16 protein-coding genes and 1 tRNA gene are annotated in these 15954 nt (G+C 61.3%); 13 read left to right on the top strand and 4 right to left on the bottom strand.

Annotated features, from left to right (window positions below; genetic code table 11):
* The first annotated feature begins 157 nt into the window (after window positions 1–157).
* A complete protein-coding gene (locus ACCAA_RS19030; protein WP_186408830.1) occupies window positions 158–1507 on the top strand; it encodes a serine/threonine-protein kinase in 1350 nt (449 codons plus the stop codon).
* A 45-nt stretch (window positions 1508–1552) separates the two neighbouring features.
* On the opposite strand, the gene hemH is transcribed toward ACCAA_RS19030, so the two are convergent.
* Both hemH and hrcA read right to left on the bottom strand, forming a co-directional pair.
* Window positions 1553–2656: a ferrochelatase gene (gene hemH, locus ACCAA_RS19025; protein WP_186408829.1), complete on the bottom strand. Its 1104-nt coding sequence runs from the start codon at window positions 2654–2656 to the stop codon at window positions 1553–1555.
* Complete coding sequence (gene hrcA / locus ACCAA_RS19020) at window positions 2656–3684, bottom strand: heat-inducible transcriptional repressor HrcA (RefSeq protein WP_186408828.1); 1029 nt, start codon at window positions 3682–3684, stop codon at window positions 2656–2658. Before hrcA ends, hemH begins: the two co-directional genes overlap by 1 nt.
* Window positions 3685–3758: 74 nt before the next feature.
* On the opposite strand from hrcA, the gene ACCAA_RS19015 reads away from it, so the two are divergent.
* Complete coding sequence (locus tag ACCAA_RS19015; protein ID WP_186408827.1) at window positions 3759–4685, top strand: NAD kinase; 927 nt, start codon at window positions 3759–3761, stop codon at window positions 4683–4685.
* Between the two features lie 37 nt (window positions 4686–4722).
* Window positions 4723–6387 (top strand): DNA repair protein RecN, encoded by a 1665-nt coding sequence (gene recN, locus ACCAA_RS19010; protein WP_186408826.1) that lies wholly within the window; start codon window positions 4723–4725, stop codon window positions 6385–6387.
* A gap of 42 nt (window positions 6388–6429) precedes the next feature.
* Here recN and ACCAA_RS19005 read toward each other — a convergent pair whose 3' ends face one another.
* A complete protein-coding gene (locus ACCAA_RS19005) occupies window positions 6430–6735 on the bottom strand; it encodes a helix-turn-helix domain-containing protein (RefSeq protein ID WP_186408825.1) in 306 nt (101 codons plus the stop codon).
* A gap of 246 nt (window positions 6736–6981) precedes the next feature.
* Here ACCAA_RS19005 and ACCAA_RS19000 point away from each other — a divergent pair, with 246 nt between their 5' ends.
* From ACCAA_RS19000 to ACCAA_RS18985, 4 genes are all read left to right on the top strand, one after another.
* The gene (locus tag ACCAA_RS19000) at window positions 6982–8262 is read left to right on the top strand and encodes an aspartate kinase (protein WP_186408824.1); all 1281 of its coding nucleotides are present in this window, start codon (window positions 6982–6984) and stop codon (window positions 8260–8262) included.
* A tRNA-Ser gene (locus ACCAA_RS18995) sits at window positions 8262–8355 on the top strand. The genes ACCAA_RS19000 and ACCAA_RS18995 overlap by 1 nt, the downstream gene beginning before the upstream one ends.
* A gap of 107 nt (window positions 8356–8462) precedes the next feature.
* Window positions 8463–8702: an AbrB/MazE/SpoVT family DNA-binding domain-containing protein gene (locus ACCAA_RS18990; protein WP_186408823.1), complete on the top strand. Its 240-nt coding sequence runs from the start codon at window positions 8463–8465 to the stop codon at window positions 8700–8702.
* Window positions 8702–9112, top strand: coding sequence for a type II toxin-antitoxin system VapC family toxin (locus tag ACCAA_RS18985; RefSeq protein WP_186408822.1), 411 nt, complete (start codon window positions 8702–8704; stop codon window positions 9110–9112). Before ACCAA_RS18990 ends, ACCAA_RS18985 begins: the two co-directional genes overlap by 1 nt.
* Before the next feature lie 37 nt (window positions 9113–9149).
* On the opposite strand, the gene ACCAA_RS18980 is transcribed toward ACCAA_RS18985, so the two are convergent.
* On the bottom strand, window positions 9150–11468 hold the full coding sequence (locus ACCAA_RS18980; protein WP_186408821.1) for a DNA internalization-related competence protein ComEC/Rec2: 2319 nt from the start codon (window positions 11466–11468) through the stop codon (window positions 9150–9152).
* Window positions 11469–11572: 104 nt separating this feature from the next.
* Between ACCAA_RS18980 and ACCAA_RS18975 the strand changes: the two genes are divergently transcribed.
* From ACCAA_RS18975 to ACCAA_RS18950, 6 genes are all read left to right on the top strand, one after another.
* A complete protein-coding gene (locus ACCAA_RS18975) occupies window positions 11573–11812 on the top strand; it encodes a type II toxin-antitoxin system VapB family antitoxin (RefSeq protein WP_186408820.1) in 240 nt (79 codons plus the stop codon).
* Entirely contained in the window at window positions 11809–12213 is a 405-nt protein-coding gene (locus ACCAA_RS18970; RefSeq protein ID WP_186408819.1) for a type II toxin-antitoxin system VapC family toxin, read from the top strand. Before ACCAA_RS18975 ends, ACCAA_RS18970 begins: the two co-directional genes overlap by 4 nt.
* 500 nt (window positions 12214–12713) lie before the next feature.
* On the top strand, window positions 12714–13235 hold the full coding sequence (locus tag ACCAA_RS18965; protein ID WP_186408818.1) for a hypothetical protein: 522 nt from the start codon (window positions 12714–12716) through the stop codon (window positions 13233–13235).
* On the top strand, window positions 13232–14704 hold the full coding sequence (istA, locus tag ACCAA_RS18960) for an IS21 family transposase (protein ID WP_186408817.1): 1473 nt from the start codon (window positions 13232–13234) through the stop codon (window positions 14702–14704). Before ACCAA_RS18965 ends, istA begins: the two co-directional genes overlap by 4 nt.
* A complete protein-coding gene (gene istB / locus ACCAA_RS18955) occupies window positions 14694–15464 on the top strand; it encodes an IS21-like element helper ATPase IstB (protein ID WP_186408816.1) in 771 nt (256 codons plus the stop codon). The genes istA and istB overlap by 11 nt, the downstream gene beginning before the upstream one ends.
* A 103-nt stretch (window positions 15465–15567) precedes the next feature.
* A complete protein-coding gene (locus ACCAA_RS18950) occupies window positions 15568–15837 on the top strand; it encodes a hypothetical protein (RefSeq protein ID WP_186408815.1) in 270 nt (89 codons plus the stop codon).
* Window positions 15838–15954 lie beyond the last annotated feature (117 nt).

The raw sequence follows: 15954 nt of genomic DNA, 5'->3' as shown, positions 1-15954 counted from the left end.
GCTTCACAGTTTGGGGCGAGTTCCTGGATTTCAAGCTTTTGTTGTGGCGCACTTTCGGGCAGCAGAAAGGCAATCGAGGCAAAATCTTGCCGCCACCTGGCGCTTCTGCTGCTAGCATGCGAGGTTTCCGTGGTCATTGATGGGGCGCGGCACCGGCATGACGGACAAGCTAGGCAAGTATGAGATCATACGCACCCTTGGCAAAGGAGCGACTGCTGACGTCTATCTGGCCCACGATCCGGATCGAGACCGCCAGGTGGCCATCAAAGTGATCAAGTTCATGGACAACAACGCGGCCATGTCGCGGCGCCTGCGCAAGATCTTCGCCACTGAGGACTCGATCGGGCGCCGGCTCGATCACCCGAACATCGTCAAGGTTTACGACGCAGTCATCGAACCGGAGAGGGCCTTTCTGATCATGGAGTTCGTCGACGGCGGGGCGCTCGACAAATTCTGTGCGCGTACCCCTCTGCTGCCGATGCACCGCGTCATCAGCATCATCTTCAAGTGTTGCCTGGCGCTCGATCACGCCTACAAGCAGGGAGTCGTGCATCGCGACATCAAGCCGGCCAACATCCTGATCGATGCCAACGATAATCCGAAGATCGCCGATTTCGGTCTCGGCCTGCTGGGCAAGAACACAGGCAAGAACTCGACCTTCGTGATGGGCGTCGGGTCACCCGCCTACATGTCCCCCGAGCAGGTCAAGGACTACCCGCTCGATCAAAAAACCGACCTCTATTCGCTTGGTGTCGTCCTCTACCAGTTGCTTACCGGGCGACTGCCATTTCGCGCAAAAAACGCCGGGCAACTGCGCTACAAAATCATCAACACGGACGCCCACCCGGTCTGTGCGATTCGCCCGGAATTGCCTGCCGGCCTGGACCCGATCATCAGCAAGGCCCTCGAGAAGGACCTCTACAATCGTTACCACAGCGGTGCGGCGTTCGCCAAGGATCTCTCTGCCGTGCGCTACCAGATGGTCGATGAAGATGAGAGCGACCGCGATCAGACCCGCTTCGATGCCTTGCGACGCTTGTCGTTCTTTGCCGAGTTCGAGGATATCGAGTTGTGGGAAGTGCTGCGCGTCAGTGCCTGGAAGGAGATATCCGAAAAAGTGACGCTGATCCGTGAAGGCGACAGTCACCGCAAGTTCGGTGTCATCGTTGACGGCTTCGTCGAGGTATCGTTGAACGGACAGGTGATCTGCCGCCTTGGCGAAGGTGAACTGGTCGGGGAGATGGCTTTCCTCCATCCTAGCGATTCCCTGCGTCACGCGACGGTGGTGACCTTGCAACAAACCAAGTTCCTCGAGATCAGCAGCGCAGCGCTGGCCCTGAGTTCGGACGAACTACAGGAGCGCTTCAACAGGATCTTGCTGACCAAGGTGCTGCACCGCTTGCGCGAAGCGAACAAGGTACTGGCCAAACTGGGTGGCCAAAAGGCCGTTCAAGGGAGCCTTTCGACTTCCGGTCTCGGCCTGATGCCACCGCTCGAACTACTTTGAAAAGCTCGCGCGACTTTCCAGGTAATGCCGGCAGGGGGGCCGGCTTCAGGACGCGGCGCCCATGGCCTTCGCGCGCAGCGCGCTGAGTTCGGGGCTTCCCTGGTCGCGAGAGTTTGTGGTTGACCAGCCCTGGAGGTGGCTGGCGGCGATGTCGGCCAGCGCACGAATCCAGTCATCGCGCTCGTTGAGGCAAGCAATGTAGCCGAATTCCTTGCCGCCGGCGGCGAGGAATTCGCTCTTGCCTTCGATGGCGATCTCTTCGAGTGTTTCGAGGCAGTCCGCCGGGAATCCAGGACAGATCACGTCGACCTTCTGCACCCCTTGTTCGGCTAGCGCCCTGAGCGTTGGCGCGGTGTAGGGGTGCAGCCATTGGGCACGGCCGAAGCGCGACTGGAAGCAGATCTGATATTGCTCCTGAGCCAGGCCCAGAGCCTCGGCGAGCAGGCGGCCGCTCTTCTGGCATTCGCAGTGGTACGGATCGCCCTTGTCCAGCGTGTAGCGTGGCAGCCCATGAAAGCTCATGACCAGGCGATACGCGCTGGTCGGCCGACCACTGCTGGCCCAATGCTCGCGAACGCTGGCGGCCAGCGCTTGGATATAACCCGAATGGTCGGCGAAGCTCCTGACCATGCGCATCTCGGGCTGGTTGCGGACGGTCTGCAGCCACGCACAGGCCGCATCGATGGCGGTGGCCGTCGTACTGGCCGCATATTGCGGATAGAGCGGCAGCAGCAGAATTCGTGTGCAGCCACCGGCCTTGAGACGAGAGAGCGTTGCCGGAATCGACGGGGTCCCATAACGCATCGCGTAGTCGACAACTACCTGATGTCCCGCCTGGCCAAGACTTCCGCGCAACAGTTTGGCCTGACGTTGGACATGCACTTTCAGCGGCGAGCCTTCGGGAGTCCACACCGCAGCGTATTTTGCCGCCGATCGGCGTGGCCGGACGTTGAGGATGATCCCGTTCAGAATCAGCCACCAGACGAGGCGAGGGATCTCGACCACACGCGCGTCGGCGAGGAACTCCCCGAGGTAGCGGCGCACCGCCGGCGCAGTCGGTGCATCGGGCGTCCCCAGATTGATCAGCAGAACAGCCGTCAGAGCCGGCGAACCGTGTCGGTACGACGGCTCGGCGAGATAGCGTGACATCAGCCGTTGGCGTGGTAGGTCAGTGCGGACGAGAGCAGTTTGGCCGTAATGTCCACAATGGGGATGACCCGCTCGTAGGCCATGCGGGTTGGGCCGATGACGCCAACCGAGCCGACGATCTGACCATCGACTTCATAGGGCGCGGTGACGACGCTGCATTCATCAAGCGGCGCCAGTCCGGATTCACCGCCGATGAAGATTTGCACGCCGTCGGCTCGATGCGAGAGATCGAGCAACTGCATCAGCGAGGTGCGCTGCTCGAAAAGGTCAAACAGCTCGCGAACGCGCTTCATGTTGGACGAAAACTCCTCGACTTCGAGCAGGTTTCGCTCACCGGAGATGACATATCGGTCGCCCGGTCCGCTCATTGCCTCGTCACCGGCGGCCAGTGCCGCGGCCATCAGAGTCTGCAGATCACCACGCAAGCTGTGCAGTTCGTCCTGGACGTGGCAACGGATGTGCTCGAAATCATGGCCGACAAAATGCTGATTCAGGTAGTTGGTTGCTGCAACGAGTTCCGATGGGGTATAGCAGCGTCCAGGGAAGAGCAGGCGATTCTGCACGTCGCCATCGGCAGTGACAAGGATCAGCAGAATACGCTTTTCCGAAAGACTGACAAACTCGATCTGGCGAATCTTGGGCACCACGCGGCGGGCGCTCAGGACGACGCCGGCAAAATGGCTCAGCCCGGACAGCAAATGTGAAGCATGGCTGATCAACTGCCTCGGTTGCGAGAGGCGCAGTTGTCCTTCGATGGCGTCTATCTTCTCCTTGTCCAGCGGCTTGACGGTGAGCAGACTGTCGACAAAGAAACGGTAGCCACGCGACGTGGGTACGCGCCCGGCAGACGTGTGGGGACTGGCGATCAGGCCAATATCTTCGAGGTCGGCCATTACATTGCGCACCGTCGCGGCCGACAGGTCCAGCCCGGAGTGCTTTGACAGCGCACGCGAACCCACTGGCTGTCCTTCCGCAATATAGCGTTGGATCAGCGTCTTCAGCAGCGTTTTCGAGCGTTCGTCGAGCATGGTCCCGATTCTACAAAAAATCCGTGGTCAGCGGGGCGCCGCGGGAGCTGGCCGAAGTGTGGTTTAATTCGCCCATGAACAACGCCTTCCCTCAAGCGTCGGCTGATAGTGCGCCTCTACCACGGACGATCGCGCTGATCGGCAAGTACCAGAGCCCGGAAATTGCCGAATCGATCCGCGTACTGGCGAAGTATCTGCACGAACGCGGCATGACGGTGCTGATCGAGGAAGAAACCGCGCGCAACGTGGTCGCCCAACTCGACCTGCGGAACTGGTCCAGCGGTAGCTTTCCATGGCTCGGGGCGCATGCCGACATGGCCATCGTCGTCGGTGGCGACGGCACCATGCTCAATGCCGCACGCCAGCTCGCGCGTTATCGCGTGCCGCTGGTCGGTGTGAACCAGGGGCGCCTTGGCTTCATGACCGATATCGCACGCAGCGACATGTTGACTTGCATGGACGACCTGATCGACGGCAAGTTCATTCCCGAAACCCGCATGCTGCTGGATGCCGAGATCCTGCGCAACGGACGAAGTATGGCGGCCAATCTGGCACTGAACGACGTGGTCGTTGACAAGGGCGCCACCGGCCGGATGATAGAGTTCGAACTGTTCATTGATGGCGAATTCATCTACCACTTGCGCGCGGATGGACTGATCGTCGCCACCTCAACCGGGTCAACGGCCTATGCGCTATCGGCCAATGGCCCGATCCTGCATCCGCAGGTATCCGCCATCGCGCTCGTACCCCTCTGCCCACACGCCCTGTCCAACCGCCCCATCCTGGTCGGCGACCGCAATGAGGTCGAGATCCGGATCGTCTACGCCACCGATTCTCGTGCCCATTTCGATGGTCAGGTGACGGTCGATCTGCGCAGCGACGATTCTGTCCGTATCCGCCGGTCCGAGTATTCGATCTGTCTGCTCCATCCGCCCGGTCACAGCTACTTCGCGATGCTGCGTGAGAAGCTGCATTGGAGCGAGCGGCCCAAGGAACATTAGCCCAGGAACATTACTCCATTCCCGCGACGACGAAAATATGCTCTGCCGTTTGACGATTCGCGACTTCGTGCTGGTCGATCGACTTGAACTCGAGTTTCAGGCCGGATTTGGTACGCTGACCGGCGAAACAGGCGCCGGCAAATCCATTCTCGTCGACGCACTGGCCTTCGCCCTGGGCGAGCGTGCCGACGTCAGCGTGGTCCGCGTCGGCCAGGAACGGGCGGAAGTGACGGCCGAGTTTGCCCTCGATAATTCACCGGCGGCAGCGCAGTGGCTGGTGGAGCATGATCTGAACACCGATGGTGGCTTGCTGCTGCGGCGAGTGGTCGATGCCAACGGCCGTTCACGTGCCTACCTGAATGGCTCGCCGGTCACCGTCGTGCAGTTGCGTGAGGTCGCCGAGGGGCTGGTGGACATTCACGGACAACATGCTCATCAGTCGCTGATGCGTGGCGAAGCGCAGCGCGCGCTGCTCGACTCGCATGCCAGACTCGACCCGCTACTGACGGAAGTCGCTGCTGCCTGGCGTGACTGGCGCGCCGCCAGGATGATGCTTGACACGGCCACCAATGGCATTGAGGCCTGGGCTGTCGAACGTGAACAACTGGACTGGCAGGCACGCGAACTGGAAGCACTTGGCTTTTCGGTCGACGAATGGCGGATGCTGAACGACGAGCACAAGCGTCTGGCGCACGCGGCAAGCCTCGTCGATGGCGCGCAGTATTCCTTGCAGACATTATCCGACGGTGACGCTGCCTGCGAGGCCCAGGTAGCCGCGGTGGCGAATCGGCTGGATGCGCTCTCCGAGTACGACCCCGCGCTCTGCGAAGTCGCCGTGCTGCTGCAATCGGCACAAGCCGAACTCGCCGAGGCAATCTCCGCCCTGCGCCGTTACGGCAATCGCGCCGAGCTTGATCCCCGGCGGCTGGCGGAGGTGGAGCAGCGCATCGAAGCAGTTCTAGGCTGCGCGCGGAAATTCCGCTGCAAACCGGAAGAGTTGCCGGTCTTGCTGGCGCGCTGGCACGAGAGGTTGGCCGTACTGGGCGAAGCGGCCGATGTCGACGCCTTGGCAGAACGCGTCGCTGCCGCTCGCGCGCACTACGAAGGTCTTGCCCGGCGTCTCTCCGTTAGTCGCAGCGAGGCGGCCACAGCGCTTGGCCGCGAGGTGAGCGAGGTCATGCAGCAACTGGCGCTTGGCGGCGGTCGCTTTGAGGTCGGCCTGGTAGCGGTCGATGGAGGGAATGCGTCCGGCCTTGAGCAGATCGAGTTCCGGATTGCCGGGCTGGCGGGCAATGAGTCGCGCTCGCTGGCCAAGGTCGCTTCAGGAGGCGAGCTTTCGCGAATCAGTCTGGCCATCCAGGTGGTGACCAGTCAGGCGGCGAGAGTACCCACACTGGTTTTTGACGAAGTCGACGTCGGCATTGGTGGCGGCGTCGCCGAGGTCGTCGGACGCTTGTTACGCGAGTTGGGGACCGAAAGGCAAGTGCTCTGTGTGACCCACCTCCCCCAGGTGGCCGCCAGCGCCAACTGGCAATGGCAGGTCAGCAAGATTGCCGAAGCTGGTCAGGTCCGCAGCCAGGTCGTTGCTCTCGAAGGCGAAGCGCGAGTCGAGGAAATCGCCCGCATGCTGGGCGGCATTGAAATCACGTCGATCACTCGCCAGCATGCGCGGGAAATGCTGCGTCTCTCCCGAGCAAGGTGAGCCGGGTCCGCCCCTGCCGCCACCTCGACCGAGACGAAACGCTCAGGCAGGCTTCTTCACCTTGCTCCTGGCAGCCTTCTTGAGCGTCTTGAAGAGGTCCGGGTCTTCCGCCTTCAGATACTCGACGACTTCAAAGTCTTCACGCTTGAGGCGCTGAATATCGATCTGCTCGACATGCACAAGGCGCAGCAACTCACGCACCGGCTTGGGCATGTTGCGGCCGCTTTCATAGCGTGAACCACCGCTCTGCGTCACACCGATTCTTGACCAGAACTGCTGTTGGTTCAAACCAAGCTTGCGACGAATCTCGCGGGGATCGACCCGTTCAACGACTTTCACGGTACTCATGAGACTATCCTTTCTTGCATAGACTCTACGTCAACCGACGGGAAGCCAGCTTCCCGTCACTACATCACACCATATGACCATGGTAAAGCACGGCACACTATAAGGCATTGACGCGGAATATTGCAAGTGGCATCTCGATAGAACATCTGGCTAATGCTGGTCGGCTCGTGAAACGCCAGCGCCCTTTGCCGCCCCGTCAGACAATGCTTTAGAATGTCGGATTTGGGTTTTCCAACTGGATTTGGCATGGCGCTGATCGTTCAGAAGTTCGGTGGCACCTCGGTGGGATCGACGGATCGTATCAAAAACGTCGCCAGACGCGTCGCCCGCTGGCGGGCGCAAGGCCACAGCATCGTCCTCGTTCCTTCGGCAATGGCCGGCGAAACCAACCGCCTGATCGCCATGGCGAAGGAGATTTCGCCGTCGCCAGACCCGCGCGAACTCGACGTGATCGCTGCTACCGGGGAGCAGGTGACCATCGGCCTGCTGGCCATGGCGCTGCATGCCGAAGGACTCAAGGCGAAGAGCTTTACGGGCCCACAGGTCGGCGTGCTGACCGACAGCACCTTCACCAAGGCGCGGATTCTGAAGATCGACCAGCACCGTATCCGCAAGGCACTCGCCGACGGTAACGTGGTGGTTGTCGCCGGCTTTCAGGGCGCCGATGAAGATGGCAACATCACGACGCTTGGCCGTGGAGGCTCCGACACCTCAGCAGTAGCGCTGGCCGCTGCGCTGAAGGCGGACGAGTGCCAGATCTACACCGACGTGGACGGCGTATACACCACCGACCCGCGAGTGGTGCCCGAAGCGCGCAAACTTGATACCATTACTTTCGAAGAGATGCTGGAAATGGCCAGCCTCGGCTCGAAGGTGCTGCAGATCCGCTCGGTTGAGTTCGCCGGAAAATACAAAGTAAAGCTCCGCGTGCTTTCAAGTTTTGAAGATGAAGGCGAAGGCACGCTGATCACAGTGGAGGAAAGAGGTACCATGGAACAACCGGTCATCTCAGGGATCGCTTTCAATCGGGACGAAGCCAAACTCACCGTGCTCGGGGTTCCCGACCGCCCGGGAATTGCCTACCAAATCCTCGGGCCGATTGCCGATGCGAACATCGACGTCGATATGATTATCCAGAACGTCGGCCAGCGCGACACCACGGATTTTTCCTTCACCGTCAATCGCAGCGACTACAGCAAGGCAATCAGCATCCTGCAGGCGGTCAAGGAAAAGATCGGCGCGCGCGACATCACCGGTGACAACACGACGTGCAAAGTTTCCGCCGTCGGTGTCGGGATGCGATCACACCCGGGCGTGGCGAGCAAGATGTTCGGCGCACTGGCCAAGGAGGGCATCAACCTGCAGATGATCTCGACATCCGAAATCAAGATTTCGGTGGTGATCGAAGAAAAGTATCTGGAACTCGCTGTGCGCGTTCTGCACAAGGCCTTTGGCCTCGAGAAACCGCCGAAATCGAAGTTGGGTTTGACCGGTCGAGGCGAAACCGATATCATCACGCCTTCCTAGGAGACGTGGCCGAGAGGTCGAAGGCACTCCCCTGCTAAGGGAGCATGCGGGCATAAACCTGCATCAAGGGTTCAAATCCCTTCGTCTCCGCCAGGACACCAGACCCACACTGTCTGAGGCTTTTACGAACACCCCGCTGAACGCCATGTTTTGCGGGGTTTTTCGTTTAAGCCTCCTGAGTAATACCCTGGAGATAGGCCATGCCGACAACGCTTACCAGCAAGCGACAAGTCACCATCCCCAAACAGATTCGCGATGCCCTCGATCTGGCACCGGGCTGCGCCGTGGACTTCGCCGTCAATCGCGATGGCCATGTGGTGATCCACAAGGTTGGCGCTTGCCCAACCCGTCAACCGGACCGTTTCGATGCTGCCCGTGGCAAGGCTGACGTAAAGTGGCGAACTGACGACTTGATGGCTCTCCTGCGTGGTGAGGGCTGATGCTGCTGGTCGATACCAACGTGCTGGTCGATGTTCTGGAGGACGACCCAGAATGGGCCGACTGGTCGACCCATCAATTGCGCGCTCAGTCCAGAATTCATCGACTGGCAATCAATCCGATCATCTACTCCGAGCTTTCGCTGACCTTTTCGACGCTGGAAGCCCTGGATCAGGCCCTCAATGACCTAGGCCTGGTCATGATTGAGATACCGCGCTCAGCCCTGTTTCTCGCCGGCAAAGCGTTTGTGCGTTACCGGCGGCAAGGGGGCACGAAGCGCAATGTCCTTGGCGATTTCTTTATCGGGGCGCACGCAGCGGTGGCGGGCAATTCCGTTCTGACCAGGGACTCACGACGCTACGCCCCGTATTTTCCCGGCGTTATGCTGATCGCACCGGATCGATCCGCGTAAGATCGGTACGGTATCGGCGCTGTGCATCGCCAGTGGATCACTCTCCGTGCCAGTAACGGCGATACGCCGTTCGATACGAGGAGAGCGAGACCCCGCCAGCGAGGCTGATTCGTACGGCTCCGTCCCGGTCGGTGCGCCAGAGGCGACTGGCGCCGTAACGTTCGACGACCTCGGGCCGTGGATGCTGGAAGCGGTTGCGGTAGCCGACAGGAATGACCACTTCCCGCGCACCGGCGGCGGCAATGAACGCGCGCGTCGATGAAGTCGCGCTGCCATGATGCGGGACCAGCAACACATCGCTGGCCAGCAGCGCCGGTGACCTGGCGAGCAGCGCCTGCTCGTCTCGGGCCTCGATATCGGAGGTCAGCAGGACGCTGCCGGCAGCGTTTTCCACGCGCAGCACGCAGCTCATGTTGTTGGTCTTGGCCACCCGGCGGTCGTAATCGCCGTCCACCGGATGCAGGATAGTAAACCGGACACCTTCCCACTCCCAGGCCTGACCGGCAACACAGCGCTCAGGCTGCAACTCGGCTACCGACGACAGCGTGCGCGTCGGCGGCAAGGCTTCGCGGACGGCGGCGACGCCGCCCGAATGGTCCTTGTCGCGATGCGTCACGATCAGTACATCGAGTTGCTCGACGCCTTGCGCACGCAGATAGGGAACGACGATGCGCTGACCAGCATCCGATTCGGCGCTGTACAGTGGCCCGGTGTCGTAGAGCAGCGTGTGCCCGGCCGTGCGCACGACGACCGCCAGACCCTGACCGACATCGAGCACGTCGACCCAGGCGTCACCGGCAGCCGGCCGTGGCGCTGGCCAGAAAAACATCGGCAAGAGCAGACAAAGGCCCACCCAGCGCGCCGGAAAGCCGCGCGGCAGCAACAGCCAGATCACCCCCGGAACGGCCACCAGTGCCGCTGCCAGCGGCGGCGCCGGCTGCTGCCAGACGGGCCAGACGGCGAGCCATTCCAGAAAATGCATCAGAGCGGACAACAGCCAGTGATCGCCTTGCAGCAGCAAGGGCCAGGGGATAACCGCGAAGAGCAGCGCCAGGGGCGTGATGACGAAGCTGACCAGCGGAATGGCCAGCGCATTGGCCGCCGGCGAGACCAGCGAGAACTGCTGGAACATCAACAGCAGCATGGGCAGCGTGCCGATGGTCACTGCCCACTGCGTAGCGCTCCAACCGGCAAGGACCGCTCGCCAGCCACGCGCAACACCGACCCGTGAGGTGGCGACGAAAAAGAGCAGGCCGACAGCCGCGAAAGAGAGCCAGAAACCGGGCGACAGCACGGCCCAGGGATCGAGCAGCAAGACCAGCAGCAACGCCAGCAACAGGCTGCGGCTGGCGCCCAGGTTGCGACCCGACCACAGCGCGAGCGCCACCACGGTCAGCATGTACAGCGTCCGCTGTGCCGGAACGGCAAAGCCGGCGAGCAGCGAGTAGCCACCAGCGGCCAGCCAGCCGGCTGCGACGGCCGCTTTCTGTGCCGGCAGAAACAGCATCAGCCGCTCACTGCGCCGCCACAGCCAACCGGACAGGCCGGCAAACAGCGCCGCGACCATCGTCACATGCAGGCCGGAGATCGACATCAGATGCGTCACTCCGGTCTGCCTGAACAAGCGCCATTGGTCGCTGGGAATCGCCTGTTCGTCACCGATCGCCAGCGCCGCCAGAATGCCTCCATAGGGCGCATCGGGCAGGACCTCGAAGAACGATCGGCGTATTCGTTCGCGCCAGCGCTCGATGACATAGTCAGGCCGCAAGACGAAGTCGTCGAGACGTTCTCCGACAGCGCGCGGACGCACGTAACCCGTCGCCCGCAGGCCGCGCTCGAACAGCCAGGCCTCGTAGTCGAAGCCATGCGGGTTGGCGTTGCCGTGCGGACGTTTGAGGCGAACGGTTAAGCGCCAGCGCTCACCCGGACGAAGCACCAGCTTTTCGCGCCACTCGTCCTCCAGAACGCCGTGATACCAGGAGAGCATGATCCGTTGCGGCAGTCGCGCGCCAGGCGTGTCGACCGACTCGACGTCAAACTCGAAGCGCTCGCCGCGCTCGAAGGCATGCGGCAGCGCGGCGACCACTCCGACGATCTGCACATCGCGGCCCTCCCACTCGGCTGGCAGGTAGTCTTGCAGGCGATGTTCGGCGAGCAGCACCGCCCACGCCAGGCCGAGCAGTGCGCAGAGCAGCGTCGAGCCAGCGCGGCCGATCGTGTCCTGGCGCCGCCCTAGCCAGAACAGCAGCAAAAGAGCGACGACCAGCAAGCCCACGACGAGCGGCCACGCCGGCAGATTCTCCTGCATCTGGATAAACCCGACCCCGAGGGCAAAGGCAATGATGCTGCTGCGCATGGGGCATTAAACCTGAAAACTCGGGTCGGGCGCGCATTTCCTTGTGGTAGAGCGACGTCGACTGTATATTGGTGATGTTGATATCAACATCACTGGAGATGACGATGCCCCTGCAAATAGCCAATCCAACGGTAGTCGACAAAGTGGAACGGTTGGCCAAGGCCACCGGTTTGAGCAAGACCGCAGCGGTCGAACAAGCCGTCGATCGCTTGCTGCGTGACATGGCGGGCAGCGATGACCCGGCGGCGCACGCCGAGGCGTTGCTGGCGCAGATGGACCGTATACCCGACAGGAGCGACGCTTTCAATCCTCTGGCCTGGGATGAACAGGGACTACCCGCATGATCGTCGTCGACACCTCGGCGCTGGTGGCCGTCGTCTTCGGCGAACCGGAGCGCGAAGCCTTCCTCGGCCTGATGCGGCGGAAGCGTCGGGTGTTGGTCAGCACGCCCTCGGTGGTGGAGACTCATCTCGTGGTTCATGGTCGCCGGGGCCAGCGTGCGGTGGTGTTGCTCGATGACTTGCTGCGCTTGCCGCTGTTCGAGATGGTTCCGCCCGGCGAGGCGGAGACCCATGCCGCTTACGCCGCTTTCGTGGCCTTCGGCAAGGGCAGTGGGCACCCGGCGGGCTTGAATTTCGGCGATTTGTTCGCTTATGTGTCAGGGGCGTTCCGAAAGTCACGTGAATTTGGCGGTTTGATCGTCATGGATTTTCTTCGTCGCTTTTCTTCAGCGGCTTTTCTCTGAAGGTCTTTTTGACTCTTCTTCCTCGCTCTTCGGTCTTCTTCCTTCTTCGCTTTTTCCCTTCCCTCATGCGCTCATAGTGTGCTGAGCAGCGCGCTGTTGCGCCGCATTTCGGGGGAAATGAAGGGGGAGCATGGCGCGTACAGAAGAGCTCAAGTGTCTGTTGTGCGGGGTATTTTTCGTGGCTGATGCGCGCAACGCGCGGCACCAGAAATACTGTTCGGCGCCGGCTTGCCGCAAGGAGAGCAAGGCCGCCAGTCATCGCGCCTGGCTGGCCAAGAGCGATAACCGGAACTACTTTCGCGGTGCCGAGAATGTCGCGCGGGTGAAGTCATGGCGCGAAGCCCATCCGGGGTATTGGCGACGCCCGAAAGGCCAGAGAGGGGAAGCGGCGCCCGAAGCGGCGGAGCCGATTGCGTTACAAGAGGTCTGCCCTGCGCAACCCCTTGAAATGACTCAGGCGCCTCAAGACATCTTGCGACCTGCGTTACAAGATGTCTGGCTTGGCCAACCGGCTGTTGTCATTGGCTTTATTGCCCATTTCATGGGCAGTACGTTACAAGATGACATCGCCCGAAGCACCCGACGGCTGGTACAACTCGGCACTGACATCATGGCGGGGAGGATGGGCGATGACCCTCAAGCGTGTTCTTTGTCCGGACCGGGTCCGACAGATCCCGATGCAATTCAGTTGGCTCGACCACCGCCTGGTGCGGGAGCGCTACATCGAGCGTTGTGATCCTCCGGCGGCGGCGTTGTACCTGTTTCTGGTGACGGTTGCCGATGCCCAGGGGTTGAGCTACTACTCGGATGCCGCGCTCGGTCGCTGCCTGTCGCTGACGCCTGCGCGTCTGAGCCAGGCGCGCAGCGATCTGATGCGCATCGGCCTCATTGCCTATCAACACCCGCTCTATCAGGTCTTGTCGCTCGATTCATCGCCACGCAGAGAAGGGAGCGAACTCGGGGCTGATGAGATCAGTGTCCGAATCAGCCAGTTGCGCGCCGTCTTGGGACGGACCGCATGATCAAATACGAGCTGTACTGCAAGATCAAGGACTGTCACGAGCGGCAGGGACTGACCGTCACGCAGACCGCGCGTGCCCTTGGCCTGCATGAGCAAACGGTAGTGAAATGGCTGGCCTGCGAGCAGTTCCACCCCCGGCAATCGGCAGCGCGAGGCAGTCGGCTCGATCCGTTCAAGGATCAAGTCATTCGTCTGCTCGAAACGCACCCGTACAGCGCGCAGCAAATCTACCAGCGCCTGCGCGAGGGCGGTTTCGAAGGCGGCTTCACGATCGTCAAGGACTATGTCCGCCGGGTCCGTCCGGTGCGTCGGGAAGCTTTCCTCAAGCTCTCGTTTGCTCCGGGTGAAGCCGCCCAGGTCGACTGGGGTGAATACGGCTCGATTGGCGTGGGCTCGACCCGCCGGCGGCTCTCCTTCTTCGTCATGGTGCTGTGCTATAGCCGCCTGATGTACGTCGAATTCACCGTCTCACAAACGATGGAGCACTTTCTCGCGGCGCACGAGCATGCCTTCGCGGCCTTTGGCGGTTGCCCGGGCCGTCTCATGATCGACAACTTGAAGTCAGCGGTGCTCAGCCGCCTGGTAGGCGAAGCGCCGGTCTTCAATCCGCAGTATCTGGATTTCGCCCGTCATTGGGGGTTTGGCATCTCGCCCTGCAACGTTGCGAAAGGCAATGAGAAAGGGCGGGTCGAAAACGGCGTGGGCTATATCAAAAAGAACCTGCTGAATGGCACTGACTTCCTCGACTTCAGTGCGGTGAACCCGGCCGCCGAGGTGTGGCTGGCGAGCATCGCCAATGTCCGTCTCCATGGTGAAACGCACCAACGACCCGTGGATCGGTTCAAGGATGAACAGGCGCTGCTGCAGCCACTCAACCCGATGCCCTACGACATCGGTCGCATCCAGAGCCAGCGCGCCTCGAAGCAGTTCCGGGTTGCGCTCGACACCAACCATTATTCGGTGCCGGCCGAGTTTGCAAGCCAACGCGTGACGCTCAAGGCTTACCCGGATCGGGTATGCATTTACCACCAGGATAAACTCATCGCGCGTCACCTTCGCAGCTATGATCGGCGTCAGGATATAGAGAACCCCGATCATCCGAAGGCGCTGCTCGCCCAACGGCGCAACGCCCGTGAGCAGCGCTTGCTGGTGCAGTTCCTGAGCCTGTCGAGACACGCGCAGGTCTATCTCGAAGGCATCGAGCAACGCCGCATGAACCCGCGTCATCACCTCCGCAAGATCGTCGCCTTGAGCGAGATCTATGGCGTCGACGCCGTCGATCGAGCGATCCAGGACGGCATCGCCTTCGCCGCCTACAGTTGCGAGTACATCGCCAACATCCTGGAGATGCGGGCTCGCGAAACCCCCGAGCCGGGGGCGCTGCATCTCACCCGCCGCCAGGATCTCCTGGACCTCGAGATCGCTGCCCCCGATCTCTCTCCTTACGAAAGACACAGCGATGGGCACTGACCGACGGACCCTTTCCAATGCCCCCACCGAGGCGCTACGCGCCCAGTTGGCGAGCCTCAAACTGCCTTATCTGCTCGAACATTTTGAACCCCTGGCTCAGGAAGCAGGCACCGAGCAATGGTCACACGTCGAGTACCTGGCGCGGCTGATCGAAGGCGAGGCGCATGCCCGCGAAGATCGCAGCATCCAGCGGCGGGTGGGACTCGCCCGCTTTCCAGTGCTCAAGACCCTTGATCAGTTCGACTGGACATGGCCGACCAAAATCAACCGGCCACAGATCCAGAATCTCTTTCGACTGCGCTTCATCGAGGAAAAGGGCAACGTGATCTTCATGGCCAACGTCGGCCTGGGGAAGAGCCATCTCAGTATCGCGCTCGGGCATGCCGCTTGTCTGCGCGGCTATTCCGTCTTGTTTACCACCGCCATCGATATCATCAACTCGCTCTCTGCCGCCCAGGCGCAGGGCAACCTCAAGCGCGAACTGCGCAAGTACTTGCAGCCACGTCTGCTGGTGCTCGACGAACTCGGCTACCTCCCGATAGACAAGCATGGCGCCGATCTGCTCTTCCAGATCATCAGCGAACGCTATGAGCGCGGCGCCCTGATCATCACCACCAATCGCGCCTACAAGCACTGGCCGGAAATCTTCAACCAGGACAGCACCCTCACCTCGGCCCTCCTGGATCGGCTGCTCCACCATTCCGAAACCGTCGTCATCGAGGGCAAAAGCTATCGCATGAAAGAGCGGATCGAAGCATGACGTGGGCCGTGACACGCCCCGTGCACTCTCCCGAATCCTGAGATCAGTGAGCCGGTACCCCAATCCTTGAACGTCGTGACTGTCACAAAACCTGGATAAACAAATGACCGATCCCGTGGTGACCGTCACGAAACCTGGTCGGCCGCTCAAGGGTGAGCGGCCGATGACTGGCACAGAGCGCAAACGCGCCCAACGGGTGCGAGACAAAAGAAACGCCATCGACGCCATCGGCCATGAGCAGGACGCCCCACTTCGGGCGCTGCTGAACATCCTGGAACGGGTCGAGGTCTCCGAACCGGCACGTCATTCGGCACGACGGGCATGGCTGGCTTTCGGGCAGCGATACGGATTTGTGACGGTCACGAAAAAATGATCTGGAGCGTGGATTTCAAACCGCCAAATTTATGTGGAATTCACGCCGCCGCTCACAGGCGGGCGATGCGGCGATTCTCGCGATACGCGTGCTCGCGATCGACGAGCATCGCAAAGC

Origin of the sequence: Candidatus Accumulibacter aalborgensis (assembly GCF_900089955.1) — a bacterium.
In the GTDB taxonomy this organism is placed as follows: Bacteria; Pseudomonadota; Gammaproteobacteria; order Burkholderiales; family Rhodocyclaceae; genus Accumulibacter; species Accumulibacter aalborgensis.
The sequence above is the reverse complement of the archived record's forward strand: the minus strand, read 5'-3'. Positions and strand labels throughout refer to the sequence as shown.